The sequence below is a fragment of the Mesorhizobium sophorae genome (genome assembly GCF_002270415.1).
Classification (GTDB): Bacteria; Pseudomonadota; Alphaproteobacteria; order Rhizobiales; family Rhizobiaceae; genus Mesorhizobium; species Mesorhizobium sophorae.
Genome location: NZ_NNRI01000008.1, coordinates 577,965 through 592,771 on the forward strand (window position 1 = coordinate 577,965; position 14,807 = coordinate 592,771).

Sequence of the window (14,807 nt, forward strand, 5' to 3'; positions counted from 1 at the left end):
CTCCGAGCCAACACTCAGCCGAACACGGCCAGCGCGGTGGTCAACACCAGCGTCGCGGCAAAGACCAGATTGATGATCCGCGAAGCGGCCGGCCTGCGGAGGAACCGGGCGAACGCCGCTCCCGCAACGAGCCACAAAGCGTGGATAGCGACGATCATCAGCGCCAGAACGGTCAGCTTAAGCCATATGCCGATATCGCCGGCGCCTTGGCTCGACGAGGCGCCGGCGAACACGGCGGCGATCGCCACATAGGCTTTTGGGTTGGCGACAGCCAGCAGAAACCCGGCCAGCCATGTTGGGCGCGAAGCCTCGGCCGCGCGCGCCGCCAATGGCGGAGCCGTGGCGATCTTGAACGCGAGATAGAGGATATAGGCACCGGACGCGAAAGCCAGCAGCGGTGCCAGCTTCGGCATCGACGTGAGCACCGCCATGACCCCGGTAGCTACCACCAGCAGCACTGCAATCGTGCCCAGGACGATCCCCCAGGCGTACCGCAATGAATCACGCAAGCCGAAGGCAGCTCCGACGGCGGTGACGCTTATCGTTGCCGGCCCTGGGCTGCCCATGACGACGGTGGCGGCAAGCACCAGCGCGAGCAGCTGGCGCCAAAGATCCGGCTGCGAAAGAAGCGGCTCAGTCATCTCACCCTCTGCCTTGCCCCGTGCGAAGGAAGGTATGGCAAGGCGGGAGCGTGGTCTTGGACGTTCGTGCGTGCGGAGCTGCCGGAAGTTTCAGCCGCTTGCCTTGTCGAGCTCGGCCATGTCGTCGGCGGCCAATTTCAGCGACGCCGCCTTGATCAGGCTGTCCATCTGCTCAGGCCTGGTGGCGCTGGCGATCGGCGCGGTGACGCCTGGCCGTGCGATAACCCAGGCAAGTGCTACCTCCGCCTGCTTGGCCGAATGCCTGGCCGACACCGCATCGAGCGCCGCGAGAATGCGCGTGCCGCGCGCATTGAGGTAGTCTTTCACCCCGCCGCCACGCGGGCTTTGGCCAAGATCGGCCTCGCTGCGGTATTTGCCGCTCAGGAAGCCCTTGGCCAGGCTGAAATAGGTGATGACGCCGATATCCTCGGCCACACACAGATCGCGCAACGGCCCATCGAACGAGGATCGGTCGTAGAGATTGTACTCCGGCTGCAGCACCTCGTAGCGCGGCAGGCTGCGCAGGCTCGCCACATCAAGTGCCGCGCGCAACTGGCCGGCGTCGAGATTCGAGCAGCCGGCATAGCGGATCTTGCCCTTGGCGAGCAGCCTCTCGTAGGCGCCAAGGGTTTCCTCATAGGGTGTGGTCGGATCCGGCCAGTGCGACAGATAGAGGTCGATGACGTCGGTCTGCAGCCGCTTCAGCGACGCGTCGACGGCCTTTTCGATATAGGCGGCGGACAGGTCCTTGTGGCCTTGTCCCATATCCGAACCAACCTTGGTGACCACCACGACATGATCGCGATTGCCGCGGTCCTTCATCCACTTGCCGATGATGGTTTCCGATTCGCCGCCCTTGTGGCCGGGCACCCAGCGCGAATAGGCGTCCGCCGTGTCGATGGCGTTGAGACCGGCCCCGACGAAGCGGTCTAGCAGATCGAACGAGGTTTTCTCGTCGGCGGTCCAGCCGAAGACATTGCCGCCCAGAACCAGCGGCGCGATGGAAAGGTCGGTGCGACCAAGGCGGCGTTTCTGCAAGGCGTATCTCCGGGATGATTGGGGGCCAGTGAATGCAGCCCTGGCTGAGGTTCGGGACCTAACCTAGGTCTTCCCTTATCGAGGTCAAAGGCCTGGCGGCCTTTTCCGCAGAGCCAGCGCTTCACAAAGGCGCTACCCGGCGCGCGACATCCTCCAGCCAGTGGTCGCTTATGCCCAGCGCCTCAAGGTGTTCCAGCGTGCTGATCACATAGTCCTCATTGTTGCCGGACTGGCCGACCGCGCCGCGCACCACGGCCGCTGCATGCGCCGCGTCGAGCCCGCCGGCATATTGCTCGTGCTGGCGGTCGACAATGTAGGCCACGGCTTCGACCGTCCGGCCGCCGTCAAGGCGAATCTTGAGCGTCCGTTCGAGATAGACGTTGGTGACCAGCTCGCGCTCGCGCAGATAGGCGATGACCTCGTCGCGCAATTCGCCGGGCACGCGGAACGCCAAACCGACGCAGGAGCCACCACGATCGAGACCGAGCACCAGCCCCGGCCGCTGGCGCGTGCCGCGATGCACGAAGGAATAGACGCACAGCGAGCGCCGGTAGCCGTGCAGGCGGGCGCGCTGTGTCTCGACATGCGCGAAACCCGGCCGCCAGATCAGCGACCCATAGCCAAACACCCAAAAATCGCCCATATCGCCGCGCCTGATTGTAAAGAATGGCAGCACCACACCGGAATCGGTGTTTTTTCCGTCCGCCTCTGTCTACCTGTTGTTGTCGGAATCGCGAGTCCGCCTACAACACCCATGCGTTAACGAGAGCCAAAGCATGACGTCAAGTGACGAACGCCAACCGAAGCGCCGACGACTCCTGTTCTGGCTTGCCGCGTTCATTGTCGTGCTGTTCGCCATTTACAGCGCTGGCTGGTTCTACCTGGCTGACCGGGTCCGAAGTGAAGCCGACAAGGCGGTTGCCTCGCTCAACAAGAGTGGCGTCGAGGCCGGCTGTGCCAATCTCCAGGTCAGCGGCTATCCGCTGAGCTTTGCCGTCTCCTGCGACAATCTCGCTTATGAGGACGATGCCAGGAACATCGCCGCCTCGGCCGGCAGCTTCAATGCCGTCGCCCAGATCATCCAGCCGCTGTCGCCGGTGGCCGATCTACGCGGTCCGCTCAGGACCTCCGTTCCAGGCATGATGCCTTTGTGGATCGACTGGGACAACCTGCAAGCCAACGTCAAACTGTCATGGCCGCTGCCACGGCGGATTTCGCTGCAGGCCGAGGGCCTGTCCGGCCAGACCGATCCCGCTGATGACACCGATCCGGTCGAACTGTTCAGTGCCGGCAAGGCGGACAGCCAATTGCAGCCGAACGGCGGGGATATCAACTATCTCGGCAATTTCAGCGATCTCGAGATCGATGCCGAGGCGATCGGCGGACGGGTGCTGCCGGCGCTCGATGCCAGCGGCGACGTGACGCTGAAGAATGGCGTCGCGCTGATCGGCAGGCAAGTGAAGAGCCTGCGCGGCCAGGCGATCGAGATCCGCAACCTCGACCTGTCGTCAGGCACGGCGCGCGTCACCCTTTCCGGACCGCTGTCGGTCGATGCCGATGGTCTCATCGACGCCGACCTGACGATCACGCTGAAGGATCCGAAGGCCGTGGCGGCGATCCTCGGCGGTGCCATCCCAGAGCAAAAAACGCAGATCGAGCAGGGCTTTGCTGGCCTGGCCCTGCTCGGCAACCAGCCGTCGATGCCGCTCAAGGTGGTCAAGGGCAAGGCCTCGCTCGGCTTCATTCCGCTGGGCAAGATCAAGCCGGTGGAATAGCGCATCGATGGCAAAAACCGTGAGACTGCTGAGTGTCGGCGCGCTGACGCTGGATACGATCCTGCGAGTCGAGACGCTGCCCGGCCACCAAGGCAAGTTCATCGCCTCCGACGGCGTCCAGATCGCCTCGGGCATGGCGACGAGCGCGGCCTGCGCTGCACATCGCCTAGGCGCCGACGTATCGCTGTGGGCGAGCGCGGGTGACGATTCCGTCGGCGATCAACTGATCGCCGGAATCGAGGCGGAAGGCATCGATTGCAGCTTCGTGCGCCGCGTCAGTGGCGCCCGCTCGGCGCTCGCCTCGATCCTGGTCGACGCGCATGGCGAGCGCATCATCGTGCCCTTCTACGACAGCCAGGCCCAGGCCGATCCCGAGGCTCTGCCGCTCGCAGACCTCTCCGCATTCGATGCCGTGCTGGTCGACGTCCGCTGGCCCGGTGCCGCAGCGCTTGCCCTGGAGGCGGCGCACGCCATCGGCCGGCCGGCGATCCTTGATGCCGATACCGCGCCAAGGGACGTGCTGGAACTGCTGCTGCCGCTGGCTTCCCATATCGTGGCTTCCGAGCCGGCGGCGCGCATATTGTGCGGCGCGGAACTGGATTCGCGCCAGGCCTGTGAGGCACTTGCCCGGCGCGGCGATGTGTTTGTCGCGGTTACCGGCGGCGCGGCTGGAACCTGGTGGTTCGATCGCGCGACGGGATCATCGCGCCATGTCGCGGCGCCAAAAATCAAGGCGGTCGACACGCTGGCCGCCGGCGATGTCTTTCACGGCGCCTTCGCCGTCGGGCTGGCGGAAGCCATGCCGGTCGAGCAGGCCTTGCGCTTTGCCAGTGCGGCCGCCGCGCTCAAATGCCTGCGTTTCGGCGGCAGGCTAGGCGCGCCGGACCGGGCCGAGACGCTGGCGATGATGAAAAGCCACTGGCCAGCAGGCTGAAGAACCGATCTACGCCTTCGCCGGGTGCTCGACCGCCTGACGGCCGAAATCGGGTACGTCGATGTCCTGGCCCGCCTCGATGATAGAGCGGCGCACCGCGCGGGTGCGGGTGAACAGATCGAACAGCTTTTCGCCGTCGCCCCAGCGGATCGCCCGCTGCAGCGACGCCAGATCTTCCGAGAACCGTGCCAGCATTTCGAGGATGGCGTCCTTGTTGTGCAGGCAGACGTCGCGCCACATGGTCGGATCCGAGGCGGCGAGACGGGTGAAATCGCGAAAACCTGAAGCCGAATATTTGATCACTTCGGATTTGGTCACCGACTGCAGATCGTCGGCGGTGCCGACGATGTTGTAGGCGATGATGTGCGGCAGGTGCGAGACGATGGCCAGCGTCATGTCGTGATGCTGCGGGTCCATCGTGTCGATGTTGGCGCCGCAACGGCGCCAGAATTCCGACAGCCTCTCCAGCGCCTCCGGGTTGGTGTCGGGCAGCGGGGTGAAGATGCACCAGCGATTGTCGAACAGGTCGGCGAAACCGGCATCGGGGCCGGATTTTTCCGTGCCCGCCAGGGGGTGGCCCGGAATGAAATGCACGCCATCAGGCACATAGGGCTGCATCTGCGCGATGACCGATGCCTTGGTCGAGCCGACATCGGTGAGGATCGCACCCTGCTTCAGTGCCGGCGCGATTTCCTCGGCCACAGCGCCCGACGAGCCGACCGGCACCGAGACGATGACCAGATCGGCATCGCGGACCGCTTCCTTCGCATCGCTGGAGTAGGAGGAGCCGAGCCCAAGCTCTTGCGCCCGCGCCAATGTCGCGGCACTGCGGGTCGAGATGGCGACGTGACGGGCGAGGCCCTCGCGACGGATGACGCGGGCCAGGGACGAGCCGATCAGGCCGATGCCGACCAGCGCGATCTTTTCAAACATCGGTGATGTCATGGTGTTCTAGCTTTTCAGGAATGTCGTGAGGGCAGCGACAACGCCGCGATTGGCCTCTTCGGTGCCGACGGTCATGCGCAGCGCGTTGGGAAAGCCGTAGCCGGAAACGCGCCGCAGGATATAGCCGCGCGCCGTCAGATAATCGTCCGCCGCGGCAGCCGAATGGTTCTGGTCGTCGGGAAAATGGATCAGGATGAAATTGCCGACGCTTGGCGTCACCCGCAGCCCGAGCTTGCCAAGCTCCCCGCTCAGCCATGTGAGCCAGGTTTCGTTGTGCATCACGCTGCGTTGGACGTGGTCGCGGTCACGGATCGCGGCGATGCCGGCCTCGATCGCCGTGGCATTGACGTTGAAGGGGCCACGCACGCGGTTGATGGCATCGACAATGTGCATCGGTGCGTACATCCAGCCGATCCGCGCCCCGCCCAGGCCGATCTTGGAGAAGGTGCGGGTCATCACCACGTTCTCGGCGCCGCCGACCAGTTCGATACCGGCTTCATAGTCGTTGCGGCGAACATATTCGGCGTAAGCCGCGTCGAGCACCAGAAGCACATTTCTGGGCAAGCCGGCATGCAGGCGGCGCACTTCCTGGAACGGCACATAGGTGCCGGTCGGGTTGTTGGGATTGGCGAGGAATACGATTTTCGTGCGCGGCGTGACGGCGGTCAGCATCGCATCGATGTCGGCACGCTCATCGGTCTCCTTGACCGCGACCGGAGTTGCGCCGGCCGACTGGATGTAGATCTTGTAGACCATGAAGGCGTGTTCGGTGAAAATCGCCTCGTCGCCGGGAGCGAGATACGTCTGCGCCAGAAGGCCGAGAATTTCGTCGGAGCCGTTGGAACAGATGATGTTCTGCGCGTTGAGACCATGCACCTCGGCGATCGCCTCACGCAGCCGCCTGGCGGTGCCATCGGGATAGATGTCGAGCTTCGCAGCAATCTCCCGCGCGGCCTCGATCGCCTTCGGCGACGGACCCAGCGGATTCTCGTTCGACGACAGCTTGTAGACCTTGGCGACGCCGGCGGGCGCCGTGCTCTTGCCCGGCACATAGGCGTCGATGTCCATGATGCCCGCGCGCGGGGTTGGACGTGCCTTGTCCGGTGTCTGGCTCATGTCGCAAAATCCGTCGAGAACGCTTCCGTCTGGAAGCCGCAGCGGAAATACAAGCCACGGCCCGCAATGTCGAGAGGTGGCAACCTCCGGAACGCGGCTCGCCGTTGACGCCGGCGCGCCACAGTCCTAGAAGAGGTGCGAAATTCCGTGGTGATTTGGCCGGTCGGCTTGCAGCCACGTTAAACAACTTGCTAAAGGGCCGTTTGCATCCTGTAACCGGCTTTGCGACTGCAATGCCGGTTTTTTTTGTTGTCCGCGCCGGCCGGACACCGCATCGGCCTCGAATTTCGAAAGCACCGTGCGGATTCAAAGTGTGAGATAGATGCAATGGCCGCCCTGCGCGCTGGAAAAACCAACAACGAGGCTGATCAGCCGTCGAGCCCGGTGCTGCGCTTTGGGCCCGACAAGCCGCTAAAGCTCGATGCCGGCACCCTGCTGTCGCCGTTCCAGGTCGCCTACCAGACCTACGGCACGCTGAACGACGCCCGTTCCAACGCCATTCTCGTCTGCCATGCGCTGACGGGCGACCAGCATGTCGGCAGCACCAATCCGGTGACCGGCAAGCCGGGCTGGTGGGAAGTGCTGATCGGCCCCGGCAAGATCATCGATACCAACCGTTTCTTCGTCATCTGCTCCAACGTCATCGGCGGTTGTCTGGGCTCCACCGGCCCGGCCTCGACCAATCCCGCCACCGGCAAGCCCTATGGGCTCGACCTGCCGATCATCACCATCCGCGACATGGTGCGCGCCCAGCAGATGCTGATCGACCATTTCGGCATCGAAAAACTGTTTTGCGTCCTCGGCGGCTCGATGGGCGGCATGCAGGTGCTGGAATGGGCGTCCAGCTATCCGGAGCGCGTCTTCTCGGCTCTGCCGATTGCCACCGGCGCGCGCCATTCCTCGCAGAACATCGCCTTCCATGAGGTTGGCCGGCAGGCCGTTATGGCGGATCCGGACTGGCATGGCGGCAAATATTTCGAGCACGGCAAGCGCCCGGAAAAGGGCTTGGCGGTGGCGCGCATGGCCGCCCACATCACCTATCTGTCGGAGGCTGCCCTGCATCGGAAGTTCGGCCGCAATCTGCAGGATCGCGAGGCACTCACCTTCGGCTTCGACGCCGACTTCCAGATCGAGAGCTATCTGCGCCACCAGGGTATGACCTTCGTCGATCGCTTCGATGCCAATTCCTATCTCTACATGACGCGGTCGATGGATTATTTCGACCTTGCCGCCGACCATGGCGGCCGGCTGGCGGATGCGTTCGCCGGCACGAAAACCCGCTTCTGCCTGGTGTCCTTCACCTCGGACTGGCTGTTCCCGACCGAAGAGAGCCGCTCGATCGTTCATGCGCTCAACGCCGCCGGCGCGTCGGTATCCTTCGTCGAGATCGAGACCGATCGCGGCCACGACGCCTTCCTGCTCGACGAGCCGGAACTGTTTGCCGCCATCAATGGCTTCATCGGCTCCGCGGCACGGGCGCGAGGGCTCGCATCATGAACGTCACCCGCAACCAGCGCGTCGACCTCGAAGTCGTCGCCAACCTCATCCCGCCACAGTCGCGCGTGCTCGACGTCGGTTCGGGCGATGGCTCGCTGCTCGAATTGCTGCAGGACACCAAGCAGGTTGACGGCCGCGGCCTTGAACTGTCGCAGCGTGGCGTCAACGAATGCGTGGCGCGCGGCTTGAGCGTCATCCAGGGCGATGCCGACAAGGATCTCGAGTTCTATCCCGACAAGGGCTTTGACTTCGTCGTCCTGTCGCAGACCCTGCAGGCCACCCGCAACCCGAAGCTGGTTCTCAAGGAACTGCTCAGGATCGGCAATCGCGCCATCGTGTCCTTCCCCAATTTCGGCCATTGGCGGGTCCGCATGTCGCTGTTCCTCAATGGCCGCATGCCGGTGACCACGGACCTGCCCTATTCCTGGTACGACACGCCCAACATCCATTTCTGCACCATCCGCGACTTCGTCAATCTGTGCGACGAGCTTGGCGCCACCGTGGAAAAAGCAACCGCGCTCGACGCCAATGGCCAGAAGATCGGCCTGTCGATGCCATGGTGGTTCTGGAACTTCTTCGGCCAGCAGGCGGTGTTCTTGCTGAAACGGTAATCCCGCCGCGCCATTGTCGACTTCACGCCTGGTCAAGGACATCCGTGGCCTTATGCGGATGCTCAACGCCATCAACGAAGATCACGTCGGCTTCCGAGTTGTCGGTCCGCAACGTCAGTATCGCCTGATAGGCGGCCGAGTTGTACCATCCGCGCACGTGTTGCCTGTCGGGAAATTCGATGATGATCAGGTGGCCCTGCCAATCGTTTTCGATGACCTCGACGTCGCCGCCATGGACCAGAAAACGACCGCCGAAAGGGGCCAGCGTGGCATCGATCTTCTGCAGATATTCGACGATCTGCGGACCCATCCGGGCTTGGCGCATATGGGCAACGGCGTAAGCAGTCATGACAGTACTCCCTCTGGGACCGAAGCCGACCAGCCGGCCTCGCGACGGCAATCTGCCCAAACACCGGCCGCGATGCGATTACGTCTGACGTAGTGGAATGCATTCGGATCATAGACGCGTCATTCATGGCAAGGGCGATTCGCAAGCATAGCGCGCGGCAATAGTGTTGCAGTTGAAGCGCTGGATACTGGAATTCGTCGTTTCACACGCATTGAGCAGCATCCCGGTGGGGTGACAGGTACGTCTGTTTTTTGTAGCGTCGTGGCCAATACGGGGGATATGGAAGGGGGAGTCCGATCCATTTGACCGTCCTGAAGATCGAAAGACCTGGCAGGAAGCGTATTTTTTCGCTGGAAATGGCTGACGCAGTATGACCGGGAAGACAGAGCACGCTCCTCTCATCACGGTCATCACGCCGACTCACAACAGACGTGATGCCGTATTGCGCGCCGTGGAAAGTGTACTTTCCCAGAGCATGCCGAGGTTCGAGCATATTGTCGTCGACGATGGCTCGACGGACGGAACCGCGGCGGCACTGGCCGGCATTCGTGATCCGCGACTGATCTATGTCGGCGCGAAATGGCGAGGCGCCAATGCCGCCCGCAATGCAGGCATCGAGCGCGCGCGGGCACCCGTCGTGACGTTCCTCGATTCCGACGACGTCTATCTGCCGCACAGGCTCGAACGGACCCTGACCTGGTTCGATGCCAATCCGGCGCTCGAAGTGCTGATCAGCTCCTATGTCTCCCTGAAGGGCGGACGCGCCACCGATTGCATCAATCGCGATGCATTCCTAAACTCTGCCACGCTGGAGCGAACGCTGGTCGCGGAAACAATCTTGATCGCGGGATCGGCGATAACAGCGCGCCGCGAGGCGTTGCTGGCCATCGGCGGCTACGACAGCGACATCGCCCGGATGCAGGATCGGGAATTGCTGCTGCGCCTTGCCCGGCGCTTCGGCGCGCAATTGTCTCAGGACATCGACTGCACGAAGCACAATTCGGAGAATTCGATTTCGCGACGTCGCCACGGCTATGTCGAAGCCTATGCGAACCTGATGCGCAAACACCCGAATATTGCCCGCTCCTACCCGCATATCCCGCCCTACATGATCACGCGGCAGATCATTGCCGATGTTCTGAAGTGCCGAATCCCGGAAGCCTTCTCGGGCTATATGGCCAACCGCTCGTCGAAAGATCTCGGCTACTCGCTGCCCGAACTGATCAATGGCTATGTCTATGGCCGGCGCTGGCGCCGCGACCTTCACGACGAGTTTCGCCAGAAGTTCGGCGTCCGTCCGGCCTGACCCTGTCACTACGACGAAGCTATCGGTCGAGCTCCGGAAAATACGGGTCCGAAAAAAACCGTCTGTCCCGCTCGCCTTTCAAGCAGTCGACAGGCGCAGCAGCGTCGACGGGGATGGCCGTCGCCTGAATGCCGCTCACTTCGAGGATCAGCTTGCGCCGGATGGCCGTAGAAAATTCGGCGGCAGCGTAAATCGGCAGCACAAAGGAACCAGGCCCTCCGGTCACGCACTGCGCATAGTACTGGTCGAGATGGCTGAAGGTCGGTGACGGATTGATCAGGATCGGCAGGCCGTTGATGACGATGCCTTTGGCTGTTGCCGCATCGCGCGTCGCGGTGACCGGCGGCCCGATATTGTTGGGACCATCGCCCGATATATCGATAACGCTGCGTTCGCCCTCGAAAGAAGTGCGATCGAAAATCTCGGTGCCGAAAGCCAGTGCACTGGAAATCGAAGTGCCGCGGAAGCTGCGGAACGGCCGGGCCGCGACCTTGTCGGCAAAGCTGTTGGCGCTCTCGGCGCTGTCGATGATTTGCCAGTCGATGATCGCGTCGTCGCGCACCGTGCCGGCCCATTCGAAATAGGCGAGCGCGATGCGGCCCGTCTTGCCGGCGCGGACAGCCTGGATGAAATCGGGATGCCGCAGCGCCTCGACATAACCGGCGCGCTGCAGGGCAAACTCCTTCTCGTCCATCGACAGCGAAATGTCGACCGCCAGCACCAGCTCGACATCGACCGCCAGCGCATCCGGCGGCGGGGCGGTCGGAGCAGCCTGGGCACAGGCAAGACAGGCAAGCAGGCGTAAAGCATCAAGCATGGCCGACGCCAGAGTTGTTTCTTCGCGAAATCTTCCTTCGCGATCGCGGCAAAATAAAGCTTGGAGCCCGTAACCGGGGAAAACAGCCTATTTCTTGCGGCGGGCGGCCGCCGGCGGCGGGTCGATCGCACCGGCCCTGACGCGGACGGGTTTCAGCGCCTGCGCACCGGTATCCTTGACGATCGTCAACGCGCGCGGAAAGAACTGATTGTTGTGCAGCCCGCGTCCGATGTTGAGGATCGCCGCCTCAGGCAAGCGCTTATCCAATGTCGAAAGCACGCGCCGCAGCGAGGGCCCGTCGAACGCGTCCAGGGCTTCGTCGATGATCACCCATTTCGGCTGCCGCAAGGCGAGCCTGGCGAAGGCCAGCGAACGCTGTTCGTCATCGCCCAGCTCGTGCTCCCAGCGCGCGCTGCGGTCGAGTGAGGATGACAGCCGTCCAAGCCCGACTTCGGCAAGCACCGCCGAAATGTCGGCGTCGCTCGCCGGCGCAGGTCCGTTCGGGTGATCGAGGACCTCGCGCAGAGTGCCGGCCGGGAAATACGGGACGCGCGGCACGAATATGGGGTTTTCTCCCGCAGGCAGGCCGATCCGCCCACTCCCCCATGGCCACAGGCCGGCAATGGCACGGAAGAACAACGTCTTGCCGGCGCCGGGGTCGCCGGTGATCATGACGCGCTCGCCCGGACGGATTTCGACATGCTGGTCGGCAAGCTTGGTGCAGCCGTCCCGCGAGGCCACTTCGAGCTTCTCGAAAGTCAGGCTGCCATTGGCGTTCTCGCCGAAGGCAATGCGCCTTTCCTTGTCGTGCAGCACATCGGTCTCATTGAGCGCGATGCGGAAATCGGCGACGCGCATCAGCGTGGCGCGCCAGTCGGCGATGCTGCCGATATTGTTGATGAACCAGCGCAACGACGAGTGAACCTGGTTGAAGGCGCCGACCGCCATCATCAGCCCGCCAAAGCTGATATCGCCGGAGAAATAGACCGGCGAGGCGACCAGGATGGGTGCCACGACGGTGATCCAGCCATAGGTGTCGGTCACCCAGGACAGGTTGATCTGGGCGGTGTAGATGCGTCGCATGGCGCCCAGCACCGTTCCGAGGTCGAGTCCGAGCCGTCGCCTGGCGTCGGCCTCGCCATGGTACAGCGCGATGGCATCGACATTCTCGTTGACGCGCACCATCGACGAGCGAAGCTCGGCTTCGCGTGTGTAGCGGTCGCTGTTGAGGCGGATCAGCGGTCGCCCGACCAGCCAGCTCAGCCAGGAGGCGGTGCCGGCATAGAGGATGGCGGCCCAGACCATGTAGCCCGGTATGGCCAGCGCGGTGCCGCCGATATGAAACACGAAGCCCGAGGACAGTTCCCACAACACGCCGACGAAGGATACGAGCAGGATACACGACTGCAGCAGGCCGACGCCGAGGTCGGTCGACAGGTCGGACAGATGCGCGGCGTCCTGCTGCATGCGCTGGTCGGGATTGACGCCGATGGCGCCGGCATTGGCCAGACGGAAGGCCCGCGCCGGCCGCATCCACTGGTCGATCAGATCCAGCGTCAGCGCCTCGCGCAGCTTCAGCCTGATCATCTGGTTGAGCCAGGTCTGGCCGATGTTGAGCACCAGAAGTCCGCCGGCGATTGCCGCAAAGACGAGAAGCTGGTGCAGGAAGGCCGCCATGTCGCGGCGCGCAAGCGCATCGTAGAAAGGCTGGTTCCAGCGGTTGAGCAGGACCTGGCCGATCGACGTTGCGATGATGACGGCCATGATGCCGACCGATGTCCAGAGCAACCAGCTGCGAACCGGCGATCCCGTCAGCGCTTGCCTGATCGTCGCCACCTGATCGCCCAGGCTGCTGGCTTCGACCGCCACGGCAGCCGGCTGAACGGTGGCTGCATTGTCCAGTTGATCAGCCATGGCTGAGGTCCTTGCGTTCAGTGCTGAAACCGGATGGAGAGACTTGATCGCATCCGTCGTTCAAATGGGCTGCGAGCCCCCTTGCGACAGATAGGGTGGGACAAGGCCCCAGGTGTTCTTGTCGCGATCACGAAGCCGTCACCCCCGCAGCCGATGGCTTGGCATCCCCGGCCTCATTCTGACGGCCGAGCCGCGTGGCGCCATGCGGCGACAGCACCGGCACGAAGACGCGACGAGAGGCGCGCTGGGCGACCGGAACGCCTTGATAGAGCCGCTTCTGCGCCTCGACGACGATGACTCCGGAAAAGATCGGCCACAGCCGCCGGCCGGCGCGTTCGAGCACGTTCTGGAAGCGCATCATGAAATGACGCCGCGATGGCGGGAAGAACAGCGCGTCGGACCAGGCGGCCGGCGTGAAATTCGTCTCGCGCAGCAGTTCGGTAAGCTGGCCGCGCGAGAACGGCCGGCCATTGCCGAACGGCGTGTGCTCGAAGCGCGCCCAGACGCCGCGCCGGTTGGGCACGACGATGACGACGCGACCCGCCGGCGACAGCACCCGCCAGATCTCGTTCAGCGTTTCGCGCGGATTTTCGACATGTTCGAGCGAATGGACGAGCAGCATGCGGTCGATGCAGGAATCGACCAGCGGCAGCTCCTCGTCGAAGACCAATGCCGTCGCCGTCGGCCCCGTCGCCGGCCACACCACGGCGCCTTGCGTTGCCGGCATGAAGGCGAAGACCCGCTCGGCATCGGCGCCGAAGCGCTCCAGCCACGGCAAGGTGTAGCCGAGGCCGACCAGCCGTTCATTGGGCACGGCTGCCCAGATCGACGACAGCGCCATGGTGATCGAGCGCTCGGCGAACCGGCCGAGCGTTGTCGAATAGAAGGAGCGAAGATCGACGATGTCGGAATGCATGCGAGGGATGTAGCCGTGATATCGGCGGGTTTCAACAAAAGGCCTCGACGAGGTCGACATTCCCGAGTGACACTTGTCATCTCCCTGGGATGTCATTCGACATTCCGGGATGACATCGGCGCCTTGGCGCCCTATGTCTGCGGCGACAATGGAGAGATGCGATGCCGGTCGAAATCGAACAGTTCATGTGCCGCAGCGACAATTTCGGCGTGCTGGTGCATGACCCCAAAAGCGGCCAGACCGCGATCATCGATGCGCCCGAGGAAGCGCCGATCCTGGCCGCGCTCAAGCGCACCGGTTGGACGCCGACGATGATCCTGACCACGCATCACCATGTCGATCATGTCGAGGCCAATCTGGCGCTGAAGGAGCGCTTCAAGCTGCGCATCATCGGCCCGGAAGCGGAAAAGGCCAAGATTCCCGGCATCGACGAAACCGTCGAAGAAGGTTCCGTCGTTCATCTCGGCGATGAACGGATCGAGGTGATCGCCACGCCTGGCCATACTGCCGGCCACGTCTCCTATTACTTGCCGGCATCGAAGGTGGCGTTCACCGCCGACACGCTGTTTGCGCTGGGTTGCGGGCGGCTGTTCGAATGCAAGCCGCCGGTGATGTACGAGTCGCTGAAGAAACTTGCAGCGCTGCCTGCCGCGACCGTCATCTATTGCGGCCACGAATACACGCTCTCCAACGCCCGTTTCGCGCTGACCGTCGACCCGACCAATTCGGCGTTGAAGGAACGTGCCGCCAAGATCGAGGCATTGCGGGCCGACAACAAGCCGACACTGCCGACGACGATCGGCGAGGAACTGTCGACCAATCCGTTCCTGCGCTGGCACGATCCGGCGATCCGCAAGCATCTTGGGCTGGAGAAGGCCTCGGACGCCGAGGTGTTCGCCGAAATCCGCAAGCGCAAGGATAACTTCTAAGCAAAACAGGATGGTCCGG

General features: G+C 63.4%; 15 protein-coding genes and 1 riboswitch. Of the genes, 6 read left to right on the forward strand and 9 right to left on the reverse strand.

What is annotated here, in order from left to right; genetic code table 11:
* Positions 1 to 14: 14 nt before the first annotated feature.
* From CGZ66_RS15055 to CGZ66_RS15065, 3 genes are all read right to left on the reverse strand, one after another.
* Positions 15 to 641 carry a LysE family translocator gene (locus tag CGZ66_RS15055; RefSeq protein WP_095084887.1) on the reverse strand — a complete coding sequence of 209 codons (627 nt, stop codon included), beginning with the start codon at positions 639 to 641 and terminating at the stop codon, positions 15 to 17.
* 90 nt (positions 642 to 731) lie between these two features.
* Entirely contained in the window at positions 732 to 1,679 is a 948-nt protein-coding gene (locus tag CGZ66_RS15060) for an aldo/keto reductase (protein WP_095084888.1), read from the reverse strand.
* Positions 1,680 to 1,800: 121 nt separating this feature from the next.
* On the reverse strand, positions 1,801 to 2,322 hold the full coding sequence (locus CGZ66_RS15065; RefSeq protein ID WP_095085022.1) for a gamma-glutamylcyclotransferase: 522 nt from the start codon (positions 2,320 to 2,322) through the stop codon (positions 1,801 to 1,803).
* 133 nt (positions 2,323 to 2,455) lie between these two features.
* Between CGZ66_RS15065 and CGZ66_RS15070 the strand changes: the two genes are divergently transcribed.
* Together CGZ66_RS15070 and CGZ66_RS15075 are read left to right on the forward strand one after the other, a co-directional pair.
* Positions 2,456 to 3,454, forward strand: coding sequence for a DUF2125 domain-containing protein (locus tag CGZ66_RS15070; RefSeq protein ID WP_095084889.1), 999 nt, complete (start codon positions 2,456 to 2,458; stop codon positions 3,452 to 3,454).
* Positions 3,455 to 3,461: 7 nt separating this feature from the next.
* A complete protein-coding gene (locus CGZ66_RS15075) occupies positions 3,462 to 4,388 on the forward strand; it encodes a sugar kinase (RefSeq protein ID WP_095084890.1) in 927 nt (308 codons plus the stop codon).
* A 9-nt stretch (positions 4,389 to 4,397) separates the two neighbouring features.
* Here the strand turns inward: CGZ66_RS15075 and CGZ66_RS15080 are convergent, their stop codons facing one another.
* Both CGZ66_RS15080 and hisC read right to left on the reverse strand, forming a co-directional pair.
* Positions 4,398 to 5,333 carry a prephenate/arogenate dehydrogenase family protein gene (locus CGZ66_RS15080; RefSeq protein WP_206073712.1) on the reverse strand — a complete coding sequence of 312 codons (936 nt, stop codon included), beginning with the start codon at positions 5,331 to 5,333 and terminating at the stop codon, positions 4,398 to 4,400.
* Positions 5,334 to 5,339: 6 nt separating this feature from the next.
* Positions 5,340 to 6,449, reverse strand: coding sequence for a histidinol-phosphate transaminase (gene hisC, locus CGZ66_RS15085; RefSeq protein ID WP_095084892.1), 1,110 nt, complete (start codon positions 6,447 to 6,449; stop codon positions 5,340 to 5,342).
* Between the two features lie 137 nt (positions 6,450 to 6,586).
* Positions 6,587 to 6,664: riboswitch (SAM riboswitch) on the forward strand.
* 112 nt (positions 6,665 to 6,776) lie between these two features.
* On the opposite strand from hisC, the gene metX reads away from it, so the two are divergent.
* Both metX and metW read left to right on the forward strand, forming a co-directional pair.
* The gene (gene metX, locus CGZ66_RS15090; protein WP_095084893.1) at positions 6,777 to 7,946 is read left to right on the forward strand and encodes a homoserine O-acetyltransferase MetX; all 1,170 of its coding nucleotides are present in this window, start codon (positions 6,777 to 6,779) and stop codon (positions 7,944 to 7,946) included.
* A complete protein-coding gene (metW, locus tag CGZ66_RS15095) occupies positions 7,943 to 8,557 on the forward strand; it encodes a methionine biosynthesis protein MetW (RefSeq protein ID WP_095084894.1) in 615 nt (204 codons plus the stop codon). The genes metX and metW overlap by 4 nt, the downstream gene beginning before the upstream one ends.
* A 22-nt stretch (positions 8,558 to 8,579) precedes the next feature.
* On the opposite strand, the gene CGZ66_RS15100 is transcribed toward metW, so the two are convergent.
* Positions 8,580 to 8,906, reverse strand: coding sequence for a DUF1330 domain-containing protein (locus CGZ66_RS15100; protein ID WP_095084895.1), 327 nt, complete (start codon positions 8,904 to 8,906; stop codon positions 8,580 to 8,582).
* 370 nt (positions 8,907 to 9,276) lie between these two features.
* On the opposite strand from CGZ66_RS15100, the gene CGZ66_RS15105 reads away from it, so the two are divergent.
* The gene (locus CGZ66_RS15105) at positions 9,277 to 10,212 is read left to right on the forward strand and encodes a glycosyltransferase family 2 protein (RefSeq protein ID WP_095084896.1); all 936 of its coding nucleotides are present in this window, start codon (positions 9,277 to 9,279) and stop codon (positions 10,210 to 10,212) included.
* 19 nt (positions 10,213 to 10,231) lie between these two features.
* On the opposite strand, the gene CGZ66_RS15110 is transcribed toward CGZ66_RS15105, so the two are convergent.
* The 3 genes from CGZ66_RS15110 to CGZ66_RS15120 form a co-directional block, all read right to left on the reverse strand.
* Entirely contained in the window at positions 10,232 to 11,029 is a 798-nt protein-coding gene (locus tag CGZ66_RS15110) for a DUF1194 domain-containing protein (protein WP_095084897.1), read from the reverse strand.
* 87 nt (positions 11,030 to 11,116) lie between these two features.
* Entirely contained in the window at positions 11,117 to 12,943 is a 1,827-nt protein-coding gene (locus CGZ66_RS15115; RefSeq protein WP_095084898.1) for an ABC transporter ATP-binding protein/permease, read from the reverse strand.
* 127 nt (positions 12,944 to 13,070) lie between these two features.
* Positions 13,071 to 13,859, reverse strand: a complete 789-nt coding sequence (locus CGZ66_RS15120; RefSeq protein WP_095084899.1) for a class I SAM-dependent methyltransferase — start codon at positions 13,857 to 13,859, stop codon at positions 13,071 to 13,073.
* A 161-nt stretch (positions 13,860 to 14,020) separates the two neighbouring features.
* Between CGZ66_RS15120 and gloB the strand changes: the two genes are divergently transcribed.
* Positions 14,021 to 14,788 carry a hydroxyacylglutathione hydrolase gene (gloB, locus tag CGZ66_RS15125; protein ID WP_095084900.1) on the forward strand — a complete coding sequence of 256 codons (768 nt, stop codon included), beginning with the start codon at positions 14,021 to 14,023 and terminating at the stop codon, positions 14,786 to 14,788.
* Positions 14,789 to 14,807: the final 19 nt, after the last annotated feature.

Excerpts from the sequence above, each read along its gene's own strand:
- CGZ66_RS15100 (WP_095084895.1), bottom strand. The coding sequence starts at position 8,906 with ATGACTGCTTACGCCGTTGCCCATATGCGCCAAGCCCGGATGGGTCCG.
- CGZ66_RS15105 (WP_095084896.1), top strand. The coding sequence starts at position 9,277 with ATGACCGGGAAGACAGAGCACGCTCCTCTCATCACGGTCATCACGCCG.
- CGZ66_RS15065 (WP_095085022.1), bottom strand. The coding sequence starts at position 2,322 with ATGGGCGATTTTTGGGTGTTTGGCTATGGGTCGCTGATCTGGCGGCCG.
- CGZ66_RS15115 (WP_095084898.1), bottom strand. The coding sequence starts at position 12,943 with ATGGCTGATCAACTGGACAATGCAGCCACCGTTCAGCCGGCTGCCGTG.
- metW (WP_095084894.1), top strand. The coding sequence starts at position 7,943 with ATGAACGTCACCCGCAACCAGCGCGTCGACCTCGAAGTCGTCGCCAAC.
- CGZ66_RS15080 (WP_206073712.1), bottom strand. The coding sequence starts at position 5,333 with ATGACATCACCGATGTTTGAAAAGATCGCGCTGGTCGGCATCGGCCTG.
- gloB (WP_095084900.1), top strand. The coding sequence starts at position 14,021 with ATGCCGGTCGAAATCGAACAGTTCATGTGCCGCAGCGACAATTTCGGC.
- hisC (WP_095084892.1), bottom strand. The coding sequence starts at position 6,449 with ATGAGCCAGACACCGGACAAGGCACGTCCAACCCCGCGCGCGGGCATC.
- CGZ66_RS15075 (WP_095084890.1), top strand. The coding sequence starts at position 3,462 with ATGGCAAAAACCGTGAGACTGCTGAGTGTCGGCGCGCTGACGCTGGAT.
- CGZ66_RS15110 (WP_095084897.1), bottom strand. The coding sequence starts at position 11,029 with ATGCTTGATGCTTTACGCCTGCTTGCCTGTCTTGCCTGTGCCCAGGCT.
- metX (WP_095084893.1), top strand. The coding sequence starts at position 6,777 with ATGGCCGCCCTGCGCGCTGGAAAAACCAACAACGAGGCTGATCAGCCG.
- CGZ66_RS15120 (WP_095084899.1), bottom strand. The coding sequence starts at position 13,859 with ATGCATTCCGACATCGTCGATCTTCGCTCCTTCTATTCGACAACGCTC.
- CGZ66_RS15070 (WP_095084889.1), top strand. The coding sequence starts at position 2,456 with ATGACGTCAAGTGACGAACGCCAACCGAAGCGCCGACGACTCCTGTTC.
- CGZ66_RS15055 (WP_095084887.1), bottom strand. The coding sequence starts at position 641 with ATGACTGAGCCGCTTCTTTCGCAGCCGGATCTTTGGCGCCAGCTGCTC.